We start from the raw sequence: 24210 nt of genomic DNA on the forward strand, positions 1-24210 counted from the left end.
TGGGGCTGGAGCAGGTCCCAAGGGTTCGGCTGTTCGCCGATTAAAGTGGTACGTGAGCTGGGTTTAGAACGTCGTGAGACAGTTCGGTCCCTATCTTCCGTGGGTGTAGGAGATTTGCGAGGAGCTGCCCCTAGTACGAGAGGACCGGGGTGGACGAACCTCTGGTGGACCAGTTGTCGCGCCAGCGGCATTGCTGGGTAGCTATGTACGGACGGGATAACCGCTGAAAGCATCTAAGCGGGAAGCCTCCCTCAAAACAAGGTCTCCCTTGAGAGCCGTGGAAGACCACCACGTTGATAGGCTGGGTGTGGAAGCGTGGCAACACGTGAAGCTTACCAGTACTAATTGCTCGATAGGCTTTAGATTGCGCTTGTGCGTATGGACAAGCTCAAACAATGGAATACAAGACAACTTACGAAAAAACACAGTTAGTTAAAAATGCAGGTAGAGTCCGTTTTGATGACCTGGTGGTTATGGCGAGGGTGACCCACCCGATTCCATCCCGAACTCGGAAGTGAAACCCCTCAGCGCCGATGGTACTTCGTCTTAAGGCGCGGGAGAGTAGGTCGCTGCCAGGTCTTCAAAGCGGACTTTAGATTGCGCTCAAAAACCTTTTCATAATTCCACGGCGATCTAACCGGCGGCGCGAGTCGTCGGACTTTGGCGCGGGGTGGAGCAGCCCGGTAGCTCGTCAGGCTCATAACCTGAAGGTCAGAGGTTCAAATCCTCTCCCCGCAACCAAACAAAAAGGGTCCCTCATGGGACCCTTTTTGTTTGGTCGGCGTGGACGGGGTGAATGAGCGTCACAGGTTCGCGAGGACGCGAAGCGTCCGAGGGACGCGCCTTTCGGCGCGGTCCGAGGCGAAAGCCGAGGATCAAAAACAGGCCCAAGCCTGTTTTTGACTAATCCTCTCCCCGCAACCAAATTAACCCCGTAATCTCAAATGGTTACGGGGTTTTTGATTCTCCGTCCCGTGTTGCAAAAGAACGCAACGCGAAACCACGCAATTACAAAGGCTTACCGCCGATACCGGCGATTCCGTGCAACACGGATGCGACACGGGAAGGGGGATGTTCGCTAAATATTCTTTTTTCTTGACACACATTAAGATCAAGCTATATTTAGAATGTTTGCCTGTATGCTGACACTACAAATTGTGTTCGTGCTGGCGGCGGTGAGTTTAATGGCCGCAGTCCCATTGTGAATGAGGTTACCCATGTTTGGTCTTTTCGCCGCACCCCCGACGTATTTAGCCCTTGGGCACATGTGCCTGGGGAGGAAGGATGTTTAACATTTGGTCGCTGTCCCAGCCCCTTAGTGACTTCGCGGGCGTGTATATTTACAGCCGCTTAATCAACAATACCTATTATGCGGTCTATGTCGGACAGTCGGACGGTGTCGGTCGACGCATCCGGGAGCATGAGCGGGACGATCCGCAAATTGTGCGGTTGTCGGATCGTCTTCATTGCGTGACTATCAATGAAGGCGAATGGCTACGATTGCAAATCGAACAAAGTCTGATTGCAGGGTACAATCCGCCGCTGAATTCCGTTCATCGAACGAGGGCGGCGGCGAGGGAAATCGCGGCTGTAGTTCCCGACCGATGGGGTTCTGGCTTGGGGGTCTTCTTCAGATGAGATGTGAGGTGCCCTTTGTCTAGAAGCGATCTGTTGTTTTACGGGAAGGATCTTGGTGCCCTGATCTGCGGGTACAAAGCCGAGATTCGAAATGAGGTTGAGCGCTGGGAACGTAATAAGGTTCTGGCGGCAAGCGAACCGGACTTGATCGGATATCTGGTAGAAAAATTCACGCTTGATCCGCCTCGGCTTCTTCGGGATCAAATGCACATTGATAGCGAGGGCGAGACCAAGATAGATGTCAGCGACCACTGGGAATACGATGTTCGCGCCCGAGACGGCCCGTGCCATGTTCCCGGTTCCTATGTAACAGTAGCTATTCCTTTCGAAGGGGAGGCCGATCTATTTGGATTTCAGGCATCAACTTATTCATCCAGTCCACCACGCGGTCGCGTCTCTGGATCGAGTGTTCAAATCACCCTCCAGGATGTAAAGCTCGACCCTAAACTAACCCGTCAGAATATCGATGCCACTGTGGGCCAAATTGAGGAGTCATTGACGTGGATAAAAAACGATTGTGACACCTGGAATGCCTGTGTTTGGAAGGTGGCCGAGCGGTGTGTAGGGGACCGTAAGCGTCGCATATTGGAACAAGCCAACATGGTGAGCGCACTTGGTTTGCCGGTGAAAAGGAGAGCCGACTTGGCCAGCAGCGTTTCAGTTCCAGCAGTTAGGAAGAAGCGGCCAATCGTGTTGCCTACGACGCCGAGGGAAGCGTTCAAGCCGGAACCAGCGCTACCGGACGCAGAATACGACTTTATCCTCACCGTTATCGACCGTCTGTCGCAGAGCATCGAGCGTAGCCCAACCACGTTCGTTAATATGGGCGAGGAACAAATACGGGATATAATTCTTGTGAATCTTAACGGGCACTATGAAGGCGACGCCACCGGCGAGACGTTTAATGCCCAAGGAAAAACCGATATCTTAATTCGAGCGGACGGTAAAAATGCTTTCATTGCCGAGTGCAAATTTTGGCAGGGGGTAAAGGCGTTTCACGCAGCTATCGATCAAATACTCAGCTACCTGACATGGAGGGATACCAAGGCCGCCCTTCTCCTTTTCAGCAAGAATGCGGATTTTAGTAATGTTCTGACGGGTATTGGCGCCTCAATATCACAGCATACAAACTTCAAAAGGGAGTTACGGAAGGTCAGCGATACCCACGCACGATATTTGTTCCGGCAAAAACACGACCTGGACCGAGACATTTACCTCGCAGTGCAGGCTTTCAATATTCCAAAGGGGGCGAGGGAGTAGCCCTTGCCCACCTGAAACATCATGCAAGTTACGCCACCTCAGTCGCCACCCCGTCAAGCCTAACGCGCACCGTGGTCGTTCCGTTCCCGGCGGTGGCAACAGCAACGCCGATCATACACAGCCCGACTCCCGGCAACACCACCTGCTTGGCCGTGCCGTCCCAGGCGACGCGGTTGCCGACGCCGATGACGGCAGCCGGAGCCTTGGGCAACTCGAACACGCATCGGGTAGCAATCTCACCCTCGGCGGCGGCTAAGGCGGCGATGCCAAAGAGGCTGCCGACCAGCCCGGCGGAAGGCGCCTTCTCCGGCAGCGGCTCCTCGCGCTTGATGGCGGCGGACGGGACCGTCTGCATCCTTGCCGGCAAGGCGGCGAGAATTTGTTCGCGGCGGGTGGGCATGGGATGGAAAACTCCCCGTTCAAAAAGCTGTGCGGCGAAAGGCCGTCGTTTCTCCGCATATAATGCGGATAAACCGGTTGCCGGATGCGGCGAATTGGCGTATGTTCGCCGCATAATTTGCGGAGAACAATCATGTACATTTGGCAGACAGACGACTGGCCCATGTTTCGCTGGGACGCTGAAGTTCTCTTGTCTCCGCTGGCCGAGGCCCGTCACAAACAAGGACGGCTGCTGGGCCAGATGAAGCGCCTCGGCTTCGATCTCCAGCGTCAAGCCGAGTTGCAAGCGACCGTCGAGGATGTGATTCGAACTTCCGAGATCGAAGGCGAAAAACTTGATCTTGCCGGCGTAAGGTCCTCAGTGGCGCGCCGCCTCGGTCTGCCCGACGCCGGGCTTGCCCCATCCGACCGCAAGGTCGATGGTCTGGTCGAGATGATGTTGGACGCCATGCACAACCACGCCAGGCCGCTGACGGCGGAGCGGCTGTTCGCCTGGAATGCCGCCTTGCTTCCCACCGGCTATTCGGGCCTTCGCAAGATTACCGTCGGCGCTTGGCGCACCGACAAGGACGGTCCCATGCAGGTGGTGTCCGGTCCCTTGGGTCGTCAGAAAGTGCATTACGAAGCGCCGCCGGCGAAACGCCTCAAGGCTGAGATGAAACGGTTTCTGGCCTGGTTTAACGATCCGCCGCCGCTGGATGGCCTTTTGCGCAGCGGCATCGCGCATCTGTGGTTCGTCACCATTCATCCGTTCGATGACGGCAATGGCCGCATGGCGCGCGCCATCGCCGATCTGGCATTGGCGCAGATGGAAGGCGCCGGGCAGCGCTTTTACAGCGTCTCGGCTCAGATCCAACGCGAGCGCAGCCGCTATTACGAGGTCTTGGAGCACACACAGAAAAGAACCATCGACATCACCGAATGGCTTACATGGTTCGTGGCCTGCTTCGGCAGCGCCATCGACGCAGCCGAAGAAAAGAGCCGCGCCGTGCTCAACAAGGCCGAGTTCCGGCGGCGCTTTGCCGAGGAACCCCTTTCGGCGCGTCAGAAGACGATCCTTAACCGCTTCATGGACGGCTTCGAGGGCAACCTCACCGCCCGCAAATGGGCGGCGCTCGGCAAATGCTCGGTCGATACCGCGAACCGCGACATCAACGACCTGCTGTCGCGTGGGCTTCTGGTCCGCAATCACGGCGGCGGCAGGCGTACCTCCTACGGCGCGGCAGGGTTCGAGGCGGAACTGCCGTCTGACGATTAACCATACTGCTCCCGCCGGTTTCTGACCACCGGCCCCGGCAGGGCGGCAACAACCTCATGCCCCTGTGGCCCTAACGGGTTGTTTTGCGAAAATTTCTTATGATCCGCCAATAAATGACGCCGTTCAGGGTCAGGACAAATAATCCGATCCAGATGAAACCGCTTTGCGGGAAATTTCCGGAAAACAGAAGATCGGGATAGATCAGGGGCAAAATATAATTTTCTACGAAGCTGGTTTTGTATCCCGCCGCAGCGCCCCGCAGGCGGAGGTCGTTTTCCAGGTAGGTCAACGGACAAACCCAGCCGCCGATCTCAATGATTCCTCCCCACAGGAATGCGGGGACGTGAACCCATGCCGCTTTCGGCCGGCGGAATACAAACAATCCGCCGAACACGACGAAAAGAATAAAAAAAAGATGCCCCCATAAGACGGCATCGGCGAGGACTTTATAGATCATGCCGTCCGTCCGCCTCCTTTTTGACGCGCCCGAAGCGCCGGGCCGCCTTTTCCGCTTCGTGCGGAATTCATGGATTTAATGAGTCTTAGCCCTGATCATATAGGCGACATTCGCCGCCGCCGCCAGTAGCCGGGGCTAATACCGGCTATGACAGAATTACCGACTTTGTTTCCGGCGGCGACAAGTTCAGCCTGCTGGATACTCTGGCCGCCGCCGTTAACGATATGGGGGCAACTGACACATCCCTGTCATGGGCAACCGATGCGACGGTTGATAACGTCACGGCTGACGAGTTTACCCTGGTTTCCGTGGTCGAGAACCAACAGCTCGTCACCACCGATTTCATCACGATCTGATGCAGGGACGAGGAATTTTCGGCCACGGATGAATACCTGTTCAGTCCTGTTTCACGCGAAGGCGCGAAGACGCGAAGGCAAGAAAACAGAGGGCGTTCGGCGGATCGCCCATGATTAGAATTACTTCGCATCTTCGCGTGAACACATGGGTTGTCGTATGCGCGGGCGCAAATTTCGGCGGCGTTGCCGGGGGTGCGCCGTCCGATGGCGCTGGGCTTCAAAACCGATGAAATCCGCCGCGTTCTCACCATGGGCGATCCGGGAAAGCTTTGAGCGGAAGACTCTTATCTGTGTTTGCCTGTGGTTCCATGATAAAGCATCGTCAGAAAAAAAGCGTCTCGCCTGTGGCGTTACGGCATGGCGGCGCAGGACGGCGGATACAGGCATAAACAGCGCAAAAGGGCAGAAAAGAAGATGACGCAACATTTATTGTCGGTGCGGCAACGGTACGCCCGCCTCCTGTCCGTCATGAAATGGGTCGGCACTGTCGCCGGCATCGGCGGAGCGTTGATTATCGCCATGAACATCGGGGTCGTCGCCCACGGGTTCATGTTGTTTTTGGTCTCGTCCGTGCTGTGGGGCCTGGTTGCGTGGGCGCAGAGGGAAGTCAGTCTTTTGGTAATGCAGGGCGCCGCCACCGTGATCAACATGCTGGGAATCATCAAGTGGCTCGGAGTGTGAAGGGGCTATCCGCCCCCTTTCGTCTCCTCGGAGAAGCTTGTATACAACGGGAATGGTTGAAGACATTTACCGTTCGCTCAGGCTGATCCGGCGCACCGAGGAAGAGGTGGCGCGTCTCTACCCGTCCGACGTGATCAAAAGCCCCATTCATCTGTCCATCGGCCAGGAATTCGTCTCGGTCGGCGTTATCGGAGCAGTCGGCGACGATGACGTGGTGTCCGCCACCTATCGGGGACACGCCGCCTATATCGCCAAGGGCGGCGACCTTAGGCGCTTCATGGCCGAGATGTACGGCAAGGCGAACGGCTGCGCCGGCGGCAAGGCCGGCTCCATGCACCTGATCGACATGGAACGCAATGTGCTCGGCATGTCCGCCGTGGTCGCCACCACAATCCCGGTCTCGGTGGGATACGCCATGGCTTTGAAGAGAGAGGGCAGGGGGCGGATAGTTGTGTGTTTCTTCGGCGACGGCGCCTCGGAAGAAGGGGTTTTCTCCGAAAGTCTGAACTTCGCCTCCTTGCACAAGATTCCCGTCCTGTTCGTCTGCGAGAACAACGGCTACGCCATCCACGCCCGCATCGAGGAACGCTGGGCCAACGAAGCGTTGAGCAGGCGGGTGGAGACCTTCGGCATCCCGGCGCGGCATGTTGCCGACGGCAATGTCTTTTCCATCCGCAAAGCGGCGGAGGAACTGGTGGGATATATCCGCGCCGGCAACGGACCCGCCTTCATGGAGTGCGCCGCCTACCGCTGGCGCGAACATGTGGGGCCTAACGAGGATTATAATGACGGCTACCGCGAGCGCGCCGCTCTTGAGGCATGGCAGGCCAAAGACCAGATGGAGGTTGTCGGCGCCATGCTGGATCAGGGCCGTCGCCGGACCATTGACGCCGGGATCGAGGAGATGATCGCCGACGCCGTTCAATTCGCCGACGCCGGACCCTGGCCTGAACCCGAACAGTTGTATGCCCATGTCTTCGCCGATTGAAAGCGGAAGAATACTGAGTTATGGCGACGCCTTATGCGAAGCCGTGGCCATGGAGATGGAGCGCGATGAAAGCGTCTTCGTCATCGGCCTCAATGTTACCGACCACAAGGCTATTCTGGGGTCTACCAGGGGGCTGGTCCAACGCTTCGGCCCCGACCGGGTAATCGAGTCGCCGTTGTCCGAAGACGCCGTTACCGGTATCGCCACCGGCGCCGCCATGGCGGGGCTGCGTCCCATCCATGTACACATTCGCATGGATTTCCTGATGCTGTGCATGAACCAGTTGGTCAACATGTCGGCCAAGGCTCATTATATGTACAATGGTCAACTCAAGGCGCCGATGGTGGTGCGCGCCATCATCGGCAAGTCATGGGGGCAGGGCGCCCAGCACTCCCAGGCCCTGCACGGCATGTTCATGCATGTCCCCGGACTCAAGGTGGTGGCGCCGTCCAACGCTTACGACGCCAAGGGCTGCATGATCGCCGCCATCCGCGACAACAACCCGGTTATTTTCGTCGAGCATCGTATGTTGTACTATACCGATGCTTTCGTGCCGGAGGAGTCTTACACGGTAGAGTTCGGCAAGGCGCGTATCGTCAGGCCGGGTGACGACATCACCGTCGTCGGCATTTCCAACATGCTGGTGGAAAGCCTGCGCGCTCAGGAGCTGCTGGCCGAAATCGGCATTTCCGCCGAGGTCATCGATCCCATTTCCCTGGCGCCGCTGGACATGGATGCGATCACAAAGTCCGTGCGCAAAACCGGGCGGCTGCTGGTGGTCGATAACGCCTGGACATCGACGGGGGCAAGCGCCGAGATTCTTGCCGGAGTCGCCGAGCGACTGGGCGGCGAGCGGCCCATCATGGTATCCAGGATGGGCTTTGCGCCGACCACATGCCCCACCACCTCGGCCCTTGAGAAGGGCTTTTATCCGACGCCGGTAACCATCGCGTCCCGCATTCACCGAATGGTCCGTCCTGATGCCGCCGTCTGGGAGCCGGACGCCGGGCATGCCGAGATGGCCTATCAACTCAAGTTCCGTGGACCTTTTTAGCGTGAACGGTCGTTCTCCGGTTCGCGTCGGCCTTGTCCAGATCAACAACAGTTTTTCCGGGCAGAGTTACCTGCCGTACACCATCGGCCTGTTGCAGGCTTATGTCGAGGCTTACGCCGTTGACCCCGCACGCTATAATTTCATTCTGCCCGTTTACAAGCGCCGACATATCGACAGGAATCTCGAAAGTTTGAAGGGCGTGGATGTCGCCGGGTTCAGCGTCTACGTTTGGAACATCCATATTTCGCTGGCTACCGCCAGACGGTTGAAGGAGCAAAACCCGGATTGCCTGATCATTTTCGGCGGCCCGCATGTTCCCGACCGCGCCGAGGATTTTCTGCGCGAAAATCCCTTTATCGACGTGGCGGCGCACGGGGCCGGCGAGCAGATATTTCTGCAACTGCTTGAATCCTATCCGGGGAGAGACCCCGGCATAAAAGGCGTCAGCTATCTGGACGGCGAAGGCCGCTTTATCTTCACCAAGCCGGAGGCGCGGCTGAAGGATTTGTCGTCCATTCCCTCGCCATATCTTTCGGGCGCCTTCGATGCGCTGATGGAGGCCATGGGCGATAACGAGATTTGGATCGCCATGTGGGAGACCAACCGGGGCTGTCCGTTTTCCTGCACCTTTTGTGATTGGGGATCGTCCGTTTCCGGCAAGGTCGCCGTCTTTGACATGGAGCGCATCAAGGCCGAGGCGGACTGGTTCTCCAATAAAAAAATCGAGTTTATTTTCTGTTGCGATGCCAATTTCGGTATTCTCAAGCGCGACATCGACATCGTGCGTTATGTGGCCGACAACAAGAAACGCCTGGGCTATCCCCATGCCCTTTCCGTACAGAACACCAAGAACGCCACCGAGCGCGCCTATCTTACCCAGAAAGTTCTCAACGACGCCGGCCTCAACAAGGGAGTGACCGTGTCCTTCCAGTCTCTGGACAAGAAGACCCTTAAAGCAATCAAGCGCGACAACATCGATCTCGACTCTTTCGAGGAGTTGCAGCATCGCTTCATGGATGACGGCGTAGTCACCTATACCGACCTGATTCTGGGCCTGCCCGGCGAGACCTACAAGAGCTACATCAAGGGCATCGGCCATTGTATCGAGAACGGACAGCATAACCGCATCCAGTTCAACAACCTGTCCATCCTGCCCAACGCCGAGATGGGTTCGCCCGAATACCAGAAAAAGTACGGCATGGTCGTGGTTGAAAGCCGCAGCATCAATGTTCACGGCCACAGGGACGATCACGAGGACGGCATTTACGAGACCCAGAAATTGTCGGTGGCTACCGCTTCCATGCCCCCCGCCGCCTGGCGGCGCGCCCGCGCCTATAGCTGGATGGCCGCTTTCCTGCATTTTGACAAGCTGCTTCAGGTTCCCCTGCTGGTCGGCCACTACTGCGCCGGGACGCCGTTCACCGCCATGATCGCCGCCTTTGTCCACGCCGACCGCTCGCGCTATCCCTTGATCGGAGAGATCGCCGGTTTTTTCAAGGACGAGGCGCGCAAGATACAGAAGGGCGGTCTTGAATACGTCTTCAGCGGAGAATGGCTCGGCATCTACTGGCCGGCCGATGAATACGCCTTCATCAGGATTTCAATTGAGGGCAAGCTGGGTCGGTTCTACGAAGAATCCGAGGACATTCTCGCCGGCATTATCGGCGACAGGGCGCCGCGTTCGCTGCTGCGCGAGGCGGTGAGCTATAATTCGATGCTGCTGAAACAGCCCAACCTCACCGAGGATATTACGGTTGAACTGAACTATGCCCTGCCCGCTTTCCATGCCGCTCTCGGCAAGGCCGGCCATGTGGACAAGTCGCCGGGCGTCTACCGCATTCCCCGCTCGAAAGAGACATGGGGATCGTGGGAGGAGTGGATGCGTCATGTGGTGTGGTACGGCAACAAGAAGGGCGCCTACCTGTATCCGTGCAAGCCGCTGGATAACAAATTATGAAATACCGCGAGATCGGAAAAACCGGCATCCGTGTTTCCGAGATCGGTTTCGGCGCCTGGGGCATCGGCGGTCGGACTCCCGGCGCCACCTCTTACGGCGATGCCGATGATGACGTTTCCCGCTCGGCCCTCAAGGCGGCCCTGGACGAGGGCATCACCTTCTTTGATACCGCCAATGTCTATGGTAAAAGCGAGTCGCTGATCGGCGAGGCGTTCGCACAATGCCGCAGCCGGGTGGTGATCTCCACCAAGGCCGGATGCGTGGATTATAGGGCGCCTCTCGATCTTTCCCCCGCCGCCGTCATCGCTTCGCTGGAGGGCAGTCTCAGACGCCTTGGGACGGATTATGTGGACATGCTTATGCTGCATAATCCTGACCCGGCGTCGGACAGACTGGACGATGCCTTTGCCGCGCTGGAGCGCCTCAAAAGCCGGGGCAAGATCAGGGCCATAGGGGTTTCCGTGCGCGAGCCGGGGGATTGCCCTGTCCTGCTTGAACGCTTTCCCGTGGACGCCTTCCAGGTCAATCTCAACCTGATGGACCAGCGGGCGCTCGGGGTGCTGGGCGTCGTCAGAGAGGCCGGTTGTTCCATCATCGCCCGTACGCCGTTGTGCTTCGGGTTCCTTTCGGATCGCCTTGACGGAAAGGCAATATTCGATGAGTCCGATCACCGCAGCCGCTGGCCTGAAGAGCAGATCATGCGCTGGCGTGAAGGCCGCCGCCTGTTCGGACAGGCGTTGCCCGCTCCCATAGCCGGCGCCGCCCTGCGCTTCTGCCTGTCCCATGACGGCGTCGCCTCGGTCATTCCCGGAATCATGACTCCCGAGGAAGTCCATGAAAACGTCAAGGCTGCCGCCCTCGGCCCGCTGACGGAAGACGACCTGACGAGGGCCGGCGATATTTACGCCGGCAATACGTTTTTCGTAAAGCGCCCGGAGGCCGGGCCGCTTCTGATCAACCTTGACGCGCTCTAATTCGGTCATTACACACATTCGTTAATCATGCCCGAAATAACTACAACCCTGATCGTCCTGACCCTAAACGAGATCGATGGCTGCCGCGCGATCATGCCCCGCGTCAAGCGGGAATGGGTCGATCGTATTCTTTTCATCGACGGCGGTTCGACCGACGGCACCGTCGAGTGGATCAGGGAGAACGGATACGATCTGTATCTCCAGGAAAAACCCGGCATTCGCGGCGGGTACAGGTCAGTCTGGGATTCGATCAAAAGCGACGTGGTAATTACCTTCAGCCCGGACGGGAACTGCATTCCGGAGAAAATCCCGGAACTGGTGGAAAAGATGAAAGAAGGGTACGACTTGGTAATCGCCTCGCGTTACTTGAATGAAGCCAACAGCGATGATGACGATATAGTGACCGGCTTCGGCAATTGGCTTTTCACCAAGACGGTCAATATCTTTCTTGGCGGCAAGTTCACGGACGTATTGGGGATTTTCCGCGCTTACCGCCGTGATTACGTCAAGGAAATCGGCGCCTATGACGAAAAAAACTTCGACTGGATAGAGCGTCTGCTCGGTATATCGCCGGGCGAGCTGTGCTGGGACCCTTTCATTTCCGCCAGGACCGCCAAGTACAGGCGTCGCGCCGGCGAGATCGCCGCTTCCGAACCGGCAAGACTCGGCGGTGAGCGCAAGCTCAAGGTTTTCAAGTGGGGCGGAGCGGTGTTATTTCAATTCCTGCGGGAGATTTTTTCCGGCAGGGATCCCAATGTGTCGGAGAGGCAGAGGGACGAAACCTAGACATGGACAGAAAGATTCTGGTGACGGGAAGTTCAGCCGTCGCCGGATCGGCGTTCAAGACGATCCGGGATGATTACGCTGAAACCGGGTTTATTTTTTCCTCGGCAAATGAATGCGACCTCACCGACATTAAGCAGACGATCACCTATGTTCAGGACGTGCATCCCGCCGCTATTATTCATCTGGCTGCGGTAAGCGGCGGCATCGGATTAAGCATGAAGCGCCAAGCAAGCCTGATGCGGGATAACACGCTGATGATTTTCAGCGTCCTCGAAGCAGCGCGCCGGTCAGGCGTTGACAAGACCATAATGACCCTGTCCGGCGGCATGTATCCGGCAAAGGCGCCGCTGCCGTTGAATGAGGACAATATCCACGACGGCCAGGCTCACGAATCCAACTACGGGTACGCCTTCGCCAAGCGGCTGATAGAACCCGCCGTTCGCTCCTACCGCGAGGAGTACGGCCTTTCCGTAATCGGACTGATCCCCAGCGGTATTTTCGGCGAGAACGATAATTTCAATGAGAACGACGCCCCCATGCTGCCCGGTCTGATCCGGCGCTTTTATGAGAATCGCAATGCGGAGTCAAAAATCATCGTTTGGGGAGACGGTGCCCCCCTTCGCGAGTACACCTACTCCTCCGACATTGCCCGGATATATATGTGGGCGCTCGATAACTACGACGATCCTCAGGTGCTTAACATCGGCTCTACCGAGGAACACAGCGTCAAGGAGATCGCCTTTATGATCGCCGACATCATGGGCATCGATAAAGGACGCATCGAATTCGACAAAAACAAACCAAGCGGCATCTTCCGCAAGAACATGGATAATTCCCGTTTTATAGGGTTATCAAACTTCCGTTACACGCCGTTCCGCGAGGGTCTGGAAAAAACTATTTCCTGGTATGTGGAAACGGCGGAGAACAATCCGGAGAAACTCCGGCTGTACGAGAGATCGTGTGCGGACAACGCCCGCATGGCAAGAGGTTTATGATTATGTCCTGCCCCGCTGAGGTCATAAAAAGGCGTGCTGATTCCGGGTTCCTCCGCAAGCTTCCTTTGCTGAGGCTGCTTATTTTAGGCATCGCCTCCCTGACACGTTCCCCAAAACGGCGTTTCGTTCTGGCTCGGTCGGCTCTGGTCAGCGCGGTTCCCATATTCCTATTTTATTATCATGACCCCACCCGTCATTTCATGTGGGCGCCGGACTGGGATGTCCGGGTCGTCTACGAAGCACTACTTGTTTTCGAGGGGCGGGCGGGCATTGAATACGCCTATACCGGATATGGCCTGTTTTACCTTCTCGCTGAATGGTACCGGTTGCTCGACCTTGTCGGCGTGCTGGATATTATAAGCATTGACTCTATTCCTCCGGCGCCGGCTTCCAATGCGGTTTTCCAGGAGTTGATGTATTGGGCGCGCACATTGACCCTCATTCTTTCCAGCGCCCTCGTCATCAGTCTTATGTTTATCGCCCAGATCATAACAGGGTCGCGGTATTACGGGTTCCTGGCGGCGCTTGCGTTTTCCGGAACCCAGTCCGTCAATAATCATGTGGTCCATTTACGCAGCGAGATGCCGTCGGCGCTCTTTTCCTATCTGGCTATTCTGTTCATTCTCTTGGCGGTCAAAAAGAAGGCGGATCGCGCTTTGTCGCTGCTGTTTATCGGACTTAGTTCGTTCTGCGCCTTGTTTTCTCTGTATTCAAAAGTCTCATCGATCTCCATGGTTTTGATCCTGCCGCTGTTCCCCTTGTTTTTTTTCTCGGCTTTCCCGTCGGCCATAAAAGCGCCTCCCGGACCTATCGGCATCGGCGCCGCAGGCGCCTTGGTTGCGCTTGCTTCCGCAGCCGGCTATGTCTTCCTTGGTCCATTCATCGGCTCCATGGGGACCGGCGCCTATTTCTATAACGGCGCAATTATCCTCTACATAGCCGTCTGCATCGTGATTTTTTGCCGGATGCAGGATCAATTGGCGTCGGACATGGTCTCGGCAGGGGCGGCGATTATTCTTGGTCTCGCCGGTGCCCAGTTCATGTTGCTGGGGACGGACCCCCATGCTCAGTCGGTCTCGGTGGCCAACCATATAGGGTTCTTGGCCGGGCTTAAATTTGCAGGCGCCGAAGGCGATATGGCGCAAAGCGCGGGGAGCATGTCCTTGATCGCCGGAATCACCTCCAAGCTGGCTACCGTTATTACAAAGGTTTTTTCCGAGAGTTACTTCAACTTCTGCTGGGTCTGCCGCCGGCCCAGCATCGTTTATCTTTTGAGCTTGATCACCCTCGGCGTGGTCTGGCGGAAATACGGGACCGTCATCCGCCTGCGCGCATCATTCCTGATCCTTTGCCTGATTTTTATCGAGATGATCATGCGGTATCACGTTTTCAACAGCTTCTACCGGATGTATGTAGAAGGATTGTTGATGGCTACTACAGTCTACTACATCATCCTGATTTCCCGGAAATCTTCGATGACAGCCAGGAAGTCGCTGGCCGTTTTCACATTTATTTTCGCCGTCTGGTTCTGGATTGACGATGTAAACCGGAAAATGCTCTGGCCGACATTCGCTCCGCATGTAGGAAGCCTCTGCGTTCCCGAGGATAAGATGCCGCAGGTCAAGGACCTTATTGAGCATTTCTGTAAAATGGAGAAAGATTTTCTCGACAAGGTTACCGCCAAAATGCTTCCGCCCGGATCGGTTCCGCCCGCATGGGAAGATACCCGGTCATTTCTGTGGAAGGACGAGCCGTGGAGACGGTGGGACGACAAGTAGGGCGTTTGTATATAGCGACCGGGTTGTTCTATAACAAGAAATAACGGAAAAACGTAGCGCCGGATGAACGTATGACCATTTTCTATCCGATGATCGCCGATACCTGGGGCGAAGAGGAAATCGAAGCCATCCAGGGAGTCATCAGAAGCGGCCGTTACACGATGGCCGGAAACGTCGCCGCCTTCGAGGAGGCCTTCGCCGCCTACCACGGGCGCAAGCACGCGGTGATGGTCAACTCCGGTTCATCGGCCAATCTGATCGCCATCGCCGCCCTTTGTCATCATAGTGCGCGACCGCTCAAGCGGGGCGATGAAGTCATCGTTCCCGCCGTTTCGTGGAGCACCACCTATTACCCCCTGCACCAGTATGGACTGAAACTTCGTTTCGTCGATGTGGACATCGACAACCTGGGCATGGATACAAGCCGGCTTGAAGAGGCCCTGACGCCGAGGACCCGCGCCATTACCGGCGTCAGCATTCTCGGCAACCCATGCGCGTTGGACGTCATGCGTCGTTTTGCCGACCGGCACTCCCTGTGGTTCTTCGAGGACAACTGTGAATCTCTTGACGCCCGGCTTGATGACCGACTGACCGGAACCTTCGGCGATGTAGCTACATTCAGCTTCTTCTTCTCCCATCACATTTCGACCATGGAAGGGGGAATGATTCTGACCGATGATCCGGAGCTTTATCATCTGGCCCGCTCGTTGCGCGCCCATGGGTGGACCCGTGATTTGCCCGGCGACTCTCCTATATACGAGCGTCGCGCCGGTGATTTTTTCGAGGAGTATCGGTTCATTCTGCCCGGATACAATGTCCGCCCCATGGAAATGAACGCCGCCGTCGGTCTGCAACAACTGAAGAAACTGCCCGAAATGACGGCGGGGCGACGGCGCAATCTGGCTTTCTTCCAGGAACTGTTCGGCGGGGATGAACGGTTCAGGATACAAAAGGAAAACGGTAAAAGTTCATCTTTTTGTTTTACCATTATTCTTGAGCCGGGTCCGGGCATTGACCGGGACAAGGTGCTTGCGGCGCTCAAGAAGAACGAAATCGAGCACAGGATCATCACCGGAGGCAATATCCTGCGCCACGACGTCGTGAAGTATTTTGACTATGATGTGGTCGGCGGCGGAACGCCCAATGCCGACATCGCCCATGACCGGGGATTCTTTGTCGGCAACCAGCCGGGGGACATCAGGCCCCAGATCGAGCGTCTGCACAAGGTCCTGGATGAGGTTTGCGAATGACATATTCCATTTTAGTCACCGGAGGGGCCGGTTATCTCGGCTCCATCATGGTCCCCGAGATGCTTGCCCTGGGCCACAAGGTGACGGTGCTCGACAATTTCATGTACAGGCAGAACAGCCTGTCCCATATGTGCTCCGATCCCGGCTTTCATGTGGTCAACGGGGACGCCAGGATCAAGGACACGATGGCCCCGCTGGTGGCCGGGGCCGATGTCATCATTCCCCTGGCCGCCCTGGTCGGGGCGCCGCTTTGCCGAAAGGACCCGATCGGCGCCGCTACCCTGAACCTTGACGCCCAGTTGATGTTGCATGACATGCTTTCCCGCGACCAGCGGGTGCTGGTTCCCATCACCAACAGCGGCTATGGAGTAGGCGAGAAGGGAATCTGCTGCACCGAGGAATCGCCGCTGCGCCCGGTATCCCTCTACGGGCGGCACAAGGTGGAGGTAGAGGCCCGCGCCCTTGAGCGCGAGAACGCCATCAGCTTCCGGCTGGCCACCGTGTTCGGCATGTCGCCGCGCATGCGCATTGATCTGCTGGTCAATGACTTTGTCTACCGCGCCGTCTATGACCGCACGGTGGTCTTGTTCGAGGGCCACTTCAAACGCAACTATATCCATGTGCGCGACGTCGCCCGCGCCTTTATCCATGGCCTCGATAATTTTGAAACCATGAAAGGCCGGCCCTACAACGTCGGCCTGTCCGACGCCAACCTGTCCAAGCGCGAATTGTGCGAAAGGGTCAAGAAGCACATTCCCCAGTTTATCTTCATGGACGCCGCCATCGGCGAGGACCCGGATAAACGTGACTACATCGTGTCCAACGAAAGAATCGAGGGGACAGGCTTCAAGCCGCGCTATTCCCTGGACGACGGGATTGCCGAGTTGATCAAGGGATATGCCATGATCCGCGATACCGTTTACTCAAATCTATGACAGGAAGCGGGCAATGGCTTATTCAACGGCGCTGATTACAGGCATTACCGGTTCCGGCGGCAGTTATCTGGCCGAGTACATCGTCAACAGCCGGCCGGAGATTGCGGTGCACGGCATTTCGCGCTGGCACAGCACGACATCAAACGGCAATCTGCGCGCCGTTGCCGACAAGGTGACGGTCCATGAATGCGATCTTAATGATTTTTCCTCCGTGTTTTCGACGCTGAAGGCGGTTCAACCCGATCTGATCTTCCACATCGCCTCCCATGCCAATGTCAGGGCTTCATTTACTACGCCGCTGGCGGTCGTCCAGAACAACGTGATGGGAACCCTCAACCTGCTGGAAGCCGTTAGGCTGGTCGGGATCGACCCGATCATTCAGATATGCAGCACGTCCGAAGTCTACGGACAGGTTGATCCGAAGAACGTTCCCATAACCGAGGACTGTCCCATCAATCCGTCCAGTCCGTATGCCGTGTCCAAGGTGAGCCAGGATTTACTCGGCTACACCTATTTCCGCAGTTACGACATGAAAGTGGTGCGGACCCGGATGTTCGCCTACCTCAACCCGCGCCGTTCCGACTTGTTCGCTACCGCCTTCGCATTACAGGTGGCGCGCATAGAACAGGGGCTACAAAAGGAACTGCGCCACGGCAACCTGGAATCGGTAAGAACTCTGATTGACGTGCGGGACGCCATGGAATCCTACTGGCTGGCCACCGTTAAAGGGCGTCCCGGCGAGGTTTACAACATCGGCGGCAACACGGTGATCAAGGTCGGCGAGTTCCTGGATGTGCTCAAGCAAAAGGCCAAGTGTAAAATCCCCTCCCGCCAGGACCCGGCCCTGCTGCGCCCTGCCGATGTCACCCTGCAAATACCCGATGTCGGCAAATTCACCAAAGAGACCGGATGGAAGCCGAGATACAGCTTCGAGGAGAGCGTCGAACACTTGCTTGAACACACCCGCGCCATCGCCGCCCGCGAGGCCGATGAGCGAGATTAGGAGGGGTTCAGCATCAGGCGCCGGTGACCCCATCGGAGCCGTCCGGATTGAAGACCACGATCTTGCTGCCGCCGCTTTCAAAGTCGAAATTGACGTGGATCAGGTCCTTCAGACGTTCACGCACGGCGGCCTGCTTCTCCGGCCTGACCACGAAAAGCATGAATCCGCCGCCGCCGGCGCCGAGAATCTTGCCGCCTGTGGCGCCGGCCTCGATCCCGGCCTGATAGATTTCGTCTATTTGAGGGGTGGTGATGCCGTCGGCCAGTTCCCGCTTCATCATCCATGACTGGTGCAGCAGTTTTCCGAGGTCGTTTATGGGGTCTTGCCGGCCGTGCAGGACGGCTATGGCGTCATCGACAAGGCGGCGTATGGAATGGAGGTGAGCCTCATGGGCGTCCATGTTGTTTATTGTTTTCTGGGCGATCTCGAAGGCGTAGCGGGAGAAGCCTGTGAAGAACAGCATGAGCGAGCCGCGTATTTCATGGCGGCGTTCCCTGGAAAGAATGAGAGGAGCGACCTCAAAGGAGCCGTCGGCGTGGAAGTCGATGCGGTTTAATCCCCCGTATGAGGCCCATATCTGGTCCTGGCTGCCGACCGCTTCTCTCATAACTTCCTGCTCGATGCGGATGGCTTCGTCGGCTAGGTTTTTCTTGGAAATCATTTTCCCCTTGAGGGCGTACAGCGCGTTCAACAGGCAAACAATAAATGAGGAACTGGACCCCAGGCCTGAACGTGCGGGAAGGTCGGCGTTGTAGGAGACCTCCATCCCGTCGCTGACGCCCAAATCCGATAATATTGCGCGCACCGCCGGGTGCCGGATGTCGCCGATTTCATTCACCAATTCGATGTGCGACCAGACAATGCGGTGCTTATATTCGAAGAACGGCGGCAGCTTGCGTATGTTGACGTAGCAATACTTGTCAATGGTGGCGCCGACAACGGCCCCGCCGTGCCGGTTGTACCAGACCGGGTAATCGGTCCCGCCGCCGAAAAGGGAAATTCTGAATGGGGTGCGGCTGATAATCATCGGCTGCTCTTACCCGTTTAGGCATGACAAGACAACATCTGATGCTGCATCCAGACTTTCCGGGGCGCCGATGTCGATGAACGGGAAACGGCCGGTCATGGCGTGGAGGGAGCGTGTCTCCATGGCCTGGAAGATGTCGCGCTCCAGGGACGGTCCGCTTGACATTCGAATACGCGACAGCATGGCGGCGTTGAACAGATAGACCCCGGCGCTGATGATGCCGGGAGAAGGAGCGCCTGTTTTCTCCGCGAAGCTCTTTACCCGTCCGTCCGGGTCTATATCGATTCGTCCGAAACGCGACGTATCATCCACCTCGGCGCACAGCAGCGAGGCCTCGGCCCCCGAGGCGGCATGGGACGCAACGAAGGCGCATAGATCGGCGCCGACAAAACTATCGCCGTTCATGACCAGAACCGGATCGCTTTTGATGCGGTTCATCAAGAAACGCACGGCGCCGGCTGTCCCAAGGGGGGCAGGCTCGGTCGCCGTAATCACCTCCATGCCTTCGGGGGATGATTCTTTCAGGTGAGCGTTCACCGCTTCCGCCAGATGGCCAAGCCCCAAAACGACGCGGCGGGCGCCGAACCCGGCAAGCCGTTCAAGAAGGATGTCAAGGAACGGCCGTCCGCCGACGGGGGCAAGTACCTTCGGCTTGTCCTTGAGGATATGGCTGACGCGGGTTCCCAGCCCGCCGGCCAGAATAACCGCATCTATGTTGTTCAGACAATTTCTATTCAAACTCATGAAATTCTGTGACATCAAAATGATGGATGGGCAAGGAAAATCGGCTCCGTTGAACCATCGCGCCCACGCAATATGACAATGACCTGACAAGAAATTTTTTAATCATTTCAGGGGGTAGCGGGGCATGCGTAAAAGAGGATAGAGTAAAGGCAATAAAAAAGTTTAAGGCCATTCAGCATCCTGCACGGGAGCCTCGCCGCCGACGCCATGAAAAACAACGAAGTGCATAACATCCTGATATTGGACGGCTATCCCGGCGCAGCGGTTCTGGTTCGTCCGGATTGTACCGTTATCGCCAGCAACGCCAAAGGCGCCGGCCTTGAGGCTTTGCTGGCGCACAAAGCGGCGCCGGAAATCCTCGCCGTCATTGAGCAGGCGGCGGAACGGGATCAGATCGCCGTCGGCGTGATTTCCCTGCCCGCCCCCAAAGGCCAGGTTATTCTTGAGGTGACTGTCGTTCCGCAACCGGGCGGAGTATCGCTGCTGGTCCTTGCCAAGGACCTGACCATGGAGCGCAATCTGCGCTCGACGCTTATTGAATCGCGGCAGCGCTATAAGGATCTGGTGGAAATATCCAGTGATTTTTCCTGGGAAATCGGGAGCAACGGGGAATATTCTTTTGTTTCTCCTCGCGGCGCGCTCGGCTATCCGGCGGAAAGAATAGTGGGGAGAAAACCCGAGGAATTCGTTATCAATCCCGAGGAATACTCGCCCCTGCCGTTTATAAGCGAACAGCGGGTTGAGAACGTGGAAATATGGATGCGCCGGGCCGACGGATCGACGGCCTGTATCGTTGTTTCATGTATGCCGCTTAAAACAGAGAGCGGTGAATGGCGCGGCGCCAGGGGAGTCTGCCGGGATGTTACCGAGGAGCGTGAACGCGAGGCCGCGCTTACCCAGGCCCGACACCGCGAACAACTTCTCAACTATATCGTCAGCACCATTCGCGATGAGGTGGAGCCTACCAATATGCTGACCACCGCCGCTGCCGCGACCGCCCGCGCTCTCGGCGCCGCCGGGTGCGGCATTTACCGCCTCGGCGAAGCCGGCGCTTTTATAATGGCCGCCGATTACGGCAACTGCGAAGGCGTCGATGACTTGAATCAACACCTGAATGGCCTTAAAGGCGACACCGAAATCATCGAGAACAAAATAGGCAAGTGGTTGATGTTGGCGGCGGCCACCCACTACCGCCAGTCCGTCAACGGCGCCATAACGATGTGGAAGACAGCGAAAAACGGAGCCTGGGATAACGACAGCCGCATACTCATCAGCGACGTGGCCAATCAGCTCGGCATTGCCAACGAGCAGATATCCAATCACGAGCGAATCCTCAAGCTTTCGCGCACCGACGGCCTGACCGGGTTGCTGAACAGGCGCGCCTTCTACGAGGAAGAACTTCCGAGGCGGATCGAGCGGCTTAAACGAAACAGGCAGACCGCCGCTCTGTTTTACGTCGATCTGGACAGCTTCAAGAGGGTCAACGACGTGAAGGGTCACCAGGCCGGCGACGCCGTCCTTTTGTACCTGCGCGACCTGTTGTTGGATTTCTCGCGTCCCGGCGACGTGATATCGCGTCTGGGCGGCGATGAATTTGCTATGTGGCTGGACGGAATAGGCGAAGAGGTAGTATTGAACCGCGTCGAAACACTATTGAAATCGAGCAAGAAGCTTTTACAGTTTTCGGGCGATGACGCTCATCCCTTGGGAATATCGGTCGGCATCGCCATGTATGACCCGGAATCGGATGAAAATCTTGAGTCCCTTCTTGCCCGCGCCGATGAGGCGATGTACGCAGTAAAACGTGACGGCAAGGGAAGCTTTCGCATGGCGCCTTTTTCCGGCGCATGTTCGGAATCCGCCGATAGCAATTCGTCAAAAAAGAAAGAGCCGTCGTGAACGAACTCGTCAATAAAAAAACGATCACTTACGCCGAAGCCAAGGAATTGGCGCGTCATGAGGACCACAAGGTTCGCCTTGCCCTGGCGGCACGTAAAGACATCAGCCCCGAAATTCTCTATTTCATGGCCGAAGACGCCTCGGCGGAAGTGCGGCGTGAAATTGCCGCCAACGCCGCCACGCCGCGTCATGCCGATCTTTTGCTGGCGCGTGATGAAGATAGCGCAGTCCGCACCGGCCTGGCGGAGAAAATAGCCAAAGTAGCGCCGGGCATGAGCGCCAACGAACAAAGCAAGCTGCGGCAGATGACCCATGAGGCGCTGGAAATACTGACCCGCGACCAGGCTGTTCGCGTACGCCAGATTCTTTCCGAGACCTTGAAAGATGTCGCTAATGTCCCGCCGGAATTAATCAAACGGCTGGCTTTGGACGCCGAGGCCGCAGTCGCCGGCCCGGTGCTGGAGTTTTCGCCGGTTCTTACCGACGAAGACCTTATCGAGATTATCGAAACCGGCCCGGCCAAGGGCGGTCTCAACGCCATCTCCCGGCGCTCCGGCGTTAACGAGGGAGTGGCCGATGCTATCGTGGGCGCCAACGATATCAGCGCTATTGCCGATCTGTTATCCAACGACAGCGCCCAGATCAGGGAGGAAACTCTGGATAACCTGATCGACCGGGCTTCCGAGATAGATGCGTGGCACGCCCCCCTGGTGAGCCGTCCGAAGCTGCCGGCCAGCGCCGCCCCCCGCATGGCCCGGTTCCTTGCCGACAACCTGCTTGGCGTCCTGCAACAGCGCGCCGACCTGGACAAGGAAACGCTGGAAGCGGTGAAGGCGGTGGTTCTTCACCGACTCGGCGAGGAAGGAGCGGCCAAGGGAACTGATTCCGGCCACCCCATGGACTTCTCTAATTTCAATTCCCTGATTCCCATGGCGGAACGGTTGCATCAAACCGGCAAGCTGGACAACAAGATCATCGCCAAGGCGATGCACGCCAGCGATAACGATTTCGTTCTGGCGGCGCTGACGGTGCGCAGCGGCGTTTCGCCGGGCGTAGTTCAGAAGGTCTTCTCGTCCCGTAACGCCAAGGGGGTCACATCCCTGGCCTGGAAGGCGGGTCTTCCCATGAAGCTGGCGTTTCACCTGCAACAACGGATTGCCCGCATCATGCCGTCGGAAGTAATAACCTCGCAGAACGAGAACGCTTATCCGCTCAGCGAGGACGAGATGACATGGCAGATCGAATTCTTCAGCAACCTGCCGAGCGGTAAAAAAGGATGAGTCGCCGATGGCCGGAATTTTGAAGGGACTGTTCAAGGGACTGAAAAAAGACAAGCCCATCAGCTATGATGAAGCCAAGGAATTGGCGCGGCATGAGAACCTTACGGTGCGCCGGGAATTGGCCTCCCGTCGGGATATTAAACCGGAAATCCTCTATTATATGGCGGAAGACCCGTCGCCGGAAGTGCGTCGGCAGATTGCCGCCAACGAAATAACGCCGCGCCATGCCGATCTGGTGTTGGCGCGTGACGGCGATGAGAGCGTACGCACCGATCTCGCCGGAAAAATCGCCAAACTTGCTCCGGGCCTGACCGACGACGAGCAGGACAAGGTCCACAAAATGACCTATGAGGCGCTGGAGATTCTGGCCCGCGATCAGGCCGTCATGGTGCGTCAAATAATTTCCGAAACATTAAAAGATGTCGCTAACGCTCCGCCCAAGGTCATCCGGCGTCTGGCGAGGGACGTAGAGATGGTCGTCTGCGGGCCGGTGCTGGAATACTCGCCGGTCCTCAGCGACGAAGATTTGCTGGAAATCATCGCCAACGACCCGGTCTATGGCGCGTTGAGCGCCATTTCAAGGCGCTCCGGAGTTGCCGAGCCTCTGGCTGACGCCATCGTTGCCGCTAATGATCCTGACGCCATCGCCCAATTGCTGTCCAATACCAGCGCTCAGATACGCGAGGAAACATTGGATCATGTTATCGGCTTGGCTCCTGATTTTGATTCGTGGCACAAGCCGCTGGTTCAGCGCCCGACGCTGCCTCCGGGAGCGGCGGCGCGGTTGGCCCGCTTTGTCGCCGATAACCTTCTTGATATCCTGACCGAGCGCAAGGATATCGACCTTGCCACCGCCGAGGAGGTCAAGGCGGTTGTCCGCAGGCGCCTGGAAAGCGGCGACCTGACGGGTAAAGGCGAGAAAAAGAAAAAGAAGAAGGAAAACGATTCAAATGAAAATGAGGTATGGCGGTCATCGACGCCCGGCGTCTCGCCGTCGGCGTTCGCCAAGGAGCTTAAGCAGGCCGGAAAGCTTGATGAATCGGCAGTTTCCGGCGCCCTGCAAGCGGGTGAAAATGAATTTGTGAAGGCGGCGCTCTCGGCGCTCTCCGGCATGCGCCCGGCCGTGGTTGACAAGATCGTAGAGATACAGAGCGCAAAGGGGATCGTGGCGATGACATGGAAAGCCGGCCTGTCCGTGGAACTGGCCGAGCAGTTGCAGAAGAAACTTGCCCGGATTCACCCCAAGGAAATTCTTAGGGCTTCCGGCGGCAAGGGCTTTCCGCTCACCAAGGATGAAATGAAGTGGCAGATAGATTTCCTGAACGGCTTTTAGATGCGTTCTGAGAGAACGGCAAGGCGCAAACGCCGTTGAGCGCCGAGGTCGCGGGCCTGCCGCACGGTGGAAAAAGAAAGGGTAATTAGTCCCCTGTTAAAAACTCCGAACGCCCTTGATTTGCCGGGCGGTTTTAGCGATTTGACGTAGTCGGATTT

Annotated in this window: 21 protein-coding genes, 1 tRNA gene and 2 rRNA genes; 20 read left to right on the forward strand and 4 right to left on the reverse strand. The window is 57.1% G+C overall.

Annotation, left to right across the window (positions count from 1 at the left end):
- The 5 genes from A3H92_05610 to A3H92_05630 all read left to right on the forward strand — a co-directional run.
- Positions 1–371: ribosomal RNA gene (locus tag A3H92_05610) — 23S ribosomal RNA — on the forward strand; the annotation flags it as partial.
- A gap of 92 nt (positions 372–463) precedes the next feature.
- A 5S ribosomal RNA gene (rrf, locus tag A3H92_05615) occupies positions 464–578 on the forward strand.
- A gap of 86 nt (positions 579–664) precedes the next feature.
- Positions 665–741, forward strand: a tRNA-Met gene (locus A3H92_05620).
- A gap of 543 nt (positions 742–1284) precedes the next feature.
- Positions 1285–1638: a hypothetical protein gene (locus tag A3H92_05625; GenBank protein ID OHC75367.1), complete on the forward strand. Its 354-nt coding sequence runs from the start codon at positions 1285–1287 to the stop codon at positions 1636–1638.
- 15 nt (positions 1639–1653) lie between these two features.
- On the forward strand, positions 1654–2898 hold the full coding sequence (locus A3H92_05630) for a hypothetical protein (GenBank protein OHC75368.1): 1245 nt from the start codon (positions 1654–1656) through the stop codon (positions 2896–2898).
- 28 nt (positions 2899–2926) lie between these two features.
- On the opposite strand, the gene A3H92_05635 is transcribed toward A3H92_05630, so the two are convergent.
- A complete protein-coding gene (locus tag A3H92_05635; protein ID OHC75384.1) occupies positions 2927–3253 on the reverse strand; it encodes a hypothetical protein in 327 nt (108 codons plus the stop codon).
- A gap of 177 nt (positions 3254–3430) precedes the next feature.
- On the opposite strand from A3H92_05635, the gene A3H92_05640 reads away from it, so the two are divergent.
- Entirely contained in the window at positions 3431–4555 is a 1125-nt protein-coding gene (locus tag A3H92_05640) for a cell filamentation protein Fic (protein ID OHC75369.1), read from the forward strand.
- Between the two features lie 70 nt (positions 4556–4625).
- Here the strand turns inward: A3H92_05640 and A3H92_05645 are convergent, their stop codons facing one another.
- On the reverse strand, positions 4626–5012 hold the full coding sequence (locus A3H92_05645) for a hypothetical protein (protein ID OHC75370.1): 387 nt from the start codon (positions 5010–5012) through the stop codon (positions 4626–4628).
- Positions 5013–5725: 713 nt separating this feature from the next.
- On the opposite strand from A3H92_05645, the gene A3H92_05650 reads away from it, so the two are divergent.
- From A3H92_05650 to A3H92_05700, 11 genes are all read left to right on the forward strand, one after another.
- Positions 5726–6049, forward strand: a complete 324-nt coding sequence (locus A3H92_05650; GenBank protein ID OHC75371.1) for a hypothetical protein — start codon at positions 5726–5728, stop codon at positions 6047–6049.
- A gap of 52 nt (positions 6050–6101) precedes the next feature.
- On the forward strand, positions 6102–7037 hold the full coding sequence (locus A3H92_05655; protein OHC75372.1) for an acetoin dehydrogenase: 936 nt from the start codon (positions 6102–6104) through the stop codon (positions 7035–7037).
- Positions 7021–8091 (forward strand): acetoin dehydrogenase, encoded by a 1071-nt coding sequence (locus A3H92_05660; protein OHC75385.1) that lies wholly within the window; start codon positions 7021–7023, stop codon positions 8089–8091. The genes A3H92_05655 and A3H92_05660 overlap by 17 nt, the downstream gene beginning before the upstream one ends.
- The gene (locus A3H92_05665; GenBank protein ID OHC75373.1) at positions 8078–10048 is read left to right on the forward strand and encodes a hypothetical protein; all 1971 of its coding nucleotides are present in this window, start codon (positions 8078–8080) and stop codon (positions 10046–10048) included. The genes A3H92_05660 and A3H92_05665 overlap by 14 nt, the downstream gene beginning before the upstream one ends.
- Positions 10045–11022, forward strand: coding sequence for a hypothetical protein (locus tag A3H92_05670; GenBank protein ID OHC75374.1), 978 nt, complete (start codon positions 10045–10047; stop codon positions 11020–11022). The genes A3H92_05665 and A3H92_05670 overlap by 4 nt, the downstream gene beginning before the upstream one ends.
- A gap of 27 nt (positions 11023–11049) precedes the next feature.
- Positions 11050–11808 (forward strand): histidinol phosphate phosphatase, encoded by a 759-nt coding sequence (locus tag A3H92_05675; protein ID OHC75375.1) that lies wholly within the window; start codon positions 11050–11052, stop codon positions 11806–11808.
- Between the two features lie 2 nt (positions 11809–11810).
- Positions 11811–12803: a hypothetical protein gene (locus tag A3H92_05680; GenBank protein OHC75376.1), complete on the forward strand. Its 993-nt coding sequence runs from the start codon at positions 11811–11813 to the stop codon at positions 12801–12803.
- Entirely contained in the window at positions 12800–14581 is a 1782-nt protein-coding gene (locus A3H92_05685) for a hypothetical protein (GenBank protein ID OHC75377.1), read from the forward strand. The genes A3H92_05680 and A3H92_05685 overlap by 4 nt, the downstream gene beginning before the upstream one ends.
- A 77-nt stretch (positions 14582–14658) precedes the next feature.
- On the forward strand, positions 14659–15831 hold the full coding sequence (locus tag A3H92_05690; protein ID OHC75386.1) for a pyridoxamine 5-phosphate oxidase: 1173 nt from the start codon (positions 14659–14661) through the stop codon (positions 15829–15831).
- Positions 15828–16766, forward strand: a complete 939-nt coding sequence (locus A3H92_05695; GenBank protein OHC75378.1) for a hypothetical protein — start codon at positions 15828–15830, stop codon at positions 16764–16766. The genes A3H92_05690 and A3H92_05695 overlap by 4 nt, the downstream gene beginning before the upstream one ends.
- Before the next feature lie 13 nt (positions 16767–16779).
- A complete protein-coding gene (locus A3H92_05700; GenBank protein ID OHC75379.1) occupies positions 16780–17769 on the forward strand; it encodes a hypothetical protein in 990 nt (329 codons plus the stop codon).
- 13 nt (positions 17770–17782) lie between these two features.
- On the opposite strand, the gene A3H92_05705 is transcribed toward A3H92_05700, so the two are convergent.
- Entirely contained in the window at positions 17783–18796 is a 1014-nt protein-coding gene (locus A3H92_05705; protein OHC75380.1) for a kinase, read from the reverse strand.
- Positions 18797–18805: 9 nt separating this feature from the next.
- A complete protein-coding gene (locus A3H92_05710) occupies positions 18806–19540 on the reverse strand; it encodes a hypothetical protein (protein OHC75387.1) in 735 nt (244 codons plus the stop codon).
- Positions 19541–19747: 207 nt separating this feature from the next.
- Here A3H92_05710 and A3H92_05715 point away from each other — a divergent pair, with 207 nt between their 5' ends.
- From A3H92_05715 to A3H92_05725, 3 genes are read left to right on the forward strand one after another with little or no spacing between them, the layout of a single operon-like run.
- Positions 19748–21439 (forward strand): hypothetical protein, encoded by a 1692-nt coding sequence (locus A3H92_05715; protein OHC75381.1) that lies wholly within the window; start codon positions 19748–19750, stop codon positions 21437–21439.
- Positions 21436–22719, forward strand: coding sequence for a hypothetical protein (locus A3H92_05720; GenBank protein OHC75382.1), 1284 nt, complete (start codon positions 21436–21438; stop codon positions 22717–22719). Before A3H92_05715 ends, A3H92_05720 begins: the two co-directional genes overlap by 4 nt.
- Before the next feature lie 7 nt (positions 22720–22726).
- A complete protein-coding gene (locus tag A3H92_05725) occupies positions 22727–24052 on the forward strand; it encodes a hypothetical protein (GenBank protein OHC75383.1) in 1326 nt (441 codons plus the stop codon).
- Positions 24053–24210: the final 158 nt, after the last annotated feature.

This window comes from Rhodospirillales bacterium RIFCSPLOWO2_02_FULL_58_16 (assembly GCA_001830425.1).
GTDB lineage: Bacteria > Pseudomonadota > Alphaproteobacteria > Rhodospirillales > 2-02-FULL-58-16 > 2-02-FULL-58-16.

Excerpts from the sequence above, each read along its gene's own strand:
- A3H92_05625 (OHC75367.1), top strand. The coding sequence starts at position 1,285 with ATGTTTAACATTTGGTCGCTGTCCCAGCCCCTTAGTGACTTCGCGGGC.
- A3H92_05635 (OHC75384.1), bottom strand. The coding sequence starts at position 3,253 with ATGCAGACGGTCCCGTCCGCCGCCATCAAGCGCGAGGAGCCGCTGCCG.
- A3H92_05640 (OHC75369.1), top strand. The coding sequence starts at position 3,431 with ATGTACATTTGGCAGACAGACGACTGGCCCATGTTTCGCTGGGACGCT.
- A3H92_05645 (OHC75370.1), bottom strand. The coding sequence starts at position 5,012 with ATGATCTATAAAGTCCTCGCCGATGCCGTCTTATGGGGGCATCTTTTT.
- A3H92_05650 (OHC75371.1), top strand. The coding sequence starts at position 5,726 with ATGGCGGCGCAGGACGGCGGATACAGGCATAAACAGCGCAAAAGGGCA.
- A3H92_05655 (OHC75372.1), top strand. The coding sequence starts at position 6,102 with ATGGTTGAAGACATTTACCGTTCGCTCAGGCTGATCCGGCGCACCGAG.
- A3H92_05660 (OHC75385.1), top strand. The coding sequence starts at position 7,021 with ATGTCTTCGCCGATTGAAAGCGGAAGAATACTGAGTTATGGCGACGCC.
- A3H92_05670 (OHC75374.1), top strand. The coding sequence starts at position 10,045 with ATGAAATACCGCGAGATCGGAAAAACCGGCATCCGTGTTTCCGAGATC.
- A3H92_05675 (OHC75375.1), top strand. The coding sequence starts at position 11,050 with ATGCCCGAAATAACTACAACCCTGATCGTCCTGACCCTAAACGAGATC.
- A3H92_05680 (OHC75376.1), top strand. The coding sequence starts at position 11,811 with ATGGACAGAAAGATTCTGGTGACGGGAAGTTCAGCCGTCGCCGGATCG.
- A3H92_05685 (OHC75377.1), top strand. The coding sequence starts at position 12,800 with ATGATTATGTCCTGCCCCGCTGAGGTCATAAAAAGGCGTGCTGATTCC.
- A3H92_05695 (OHC75378.1), top strand. The coding sequence starts at position 15,828 with ATGACATATTCCATTTTAGTCACCGGAGGGGCCGGTTATCTCGGCTCC.
- A3H92_05700 (OHC75379.1), top strand. The coding sequence starts at position 16,780 with ATGGCTTATTCAACGGCGCTGATTACAGGCATTACCGGTTCCGGCGGC.
- A3H92_05705 (OHC75380.1), bottom strand. The coding sequence starts at position 18,796 with ATGATTATCAGCCGCACCCCATTCAGAATTTCCCTTTTCGGCGGCGGG.
- A3H92_05710 (OHC75387.1), bottom strand. The coding sequence starts at position 19,540 with ATGAGTTTGAATAGAAATTGTCTGAACAACATAGATGCGGTTATTCTG.
- A3H92_05715 (OHC75381.1), top strand. The coding sequence starts at position 19,748 with ATGAAAAACAACGAAGTGCATAACATCCTGATATTGGACGGCTATCCC.
- A3H92_05725 (OHC75383.1), top strand. The coding sequence starts at position 22,727 with ATGGCCGGAATTTTGAAGGGACTGTTCAAGGGACTGAAAAAAGACAAG.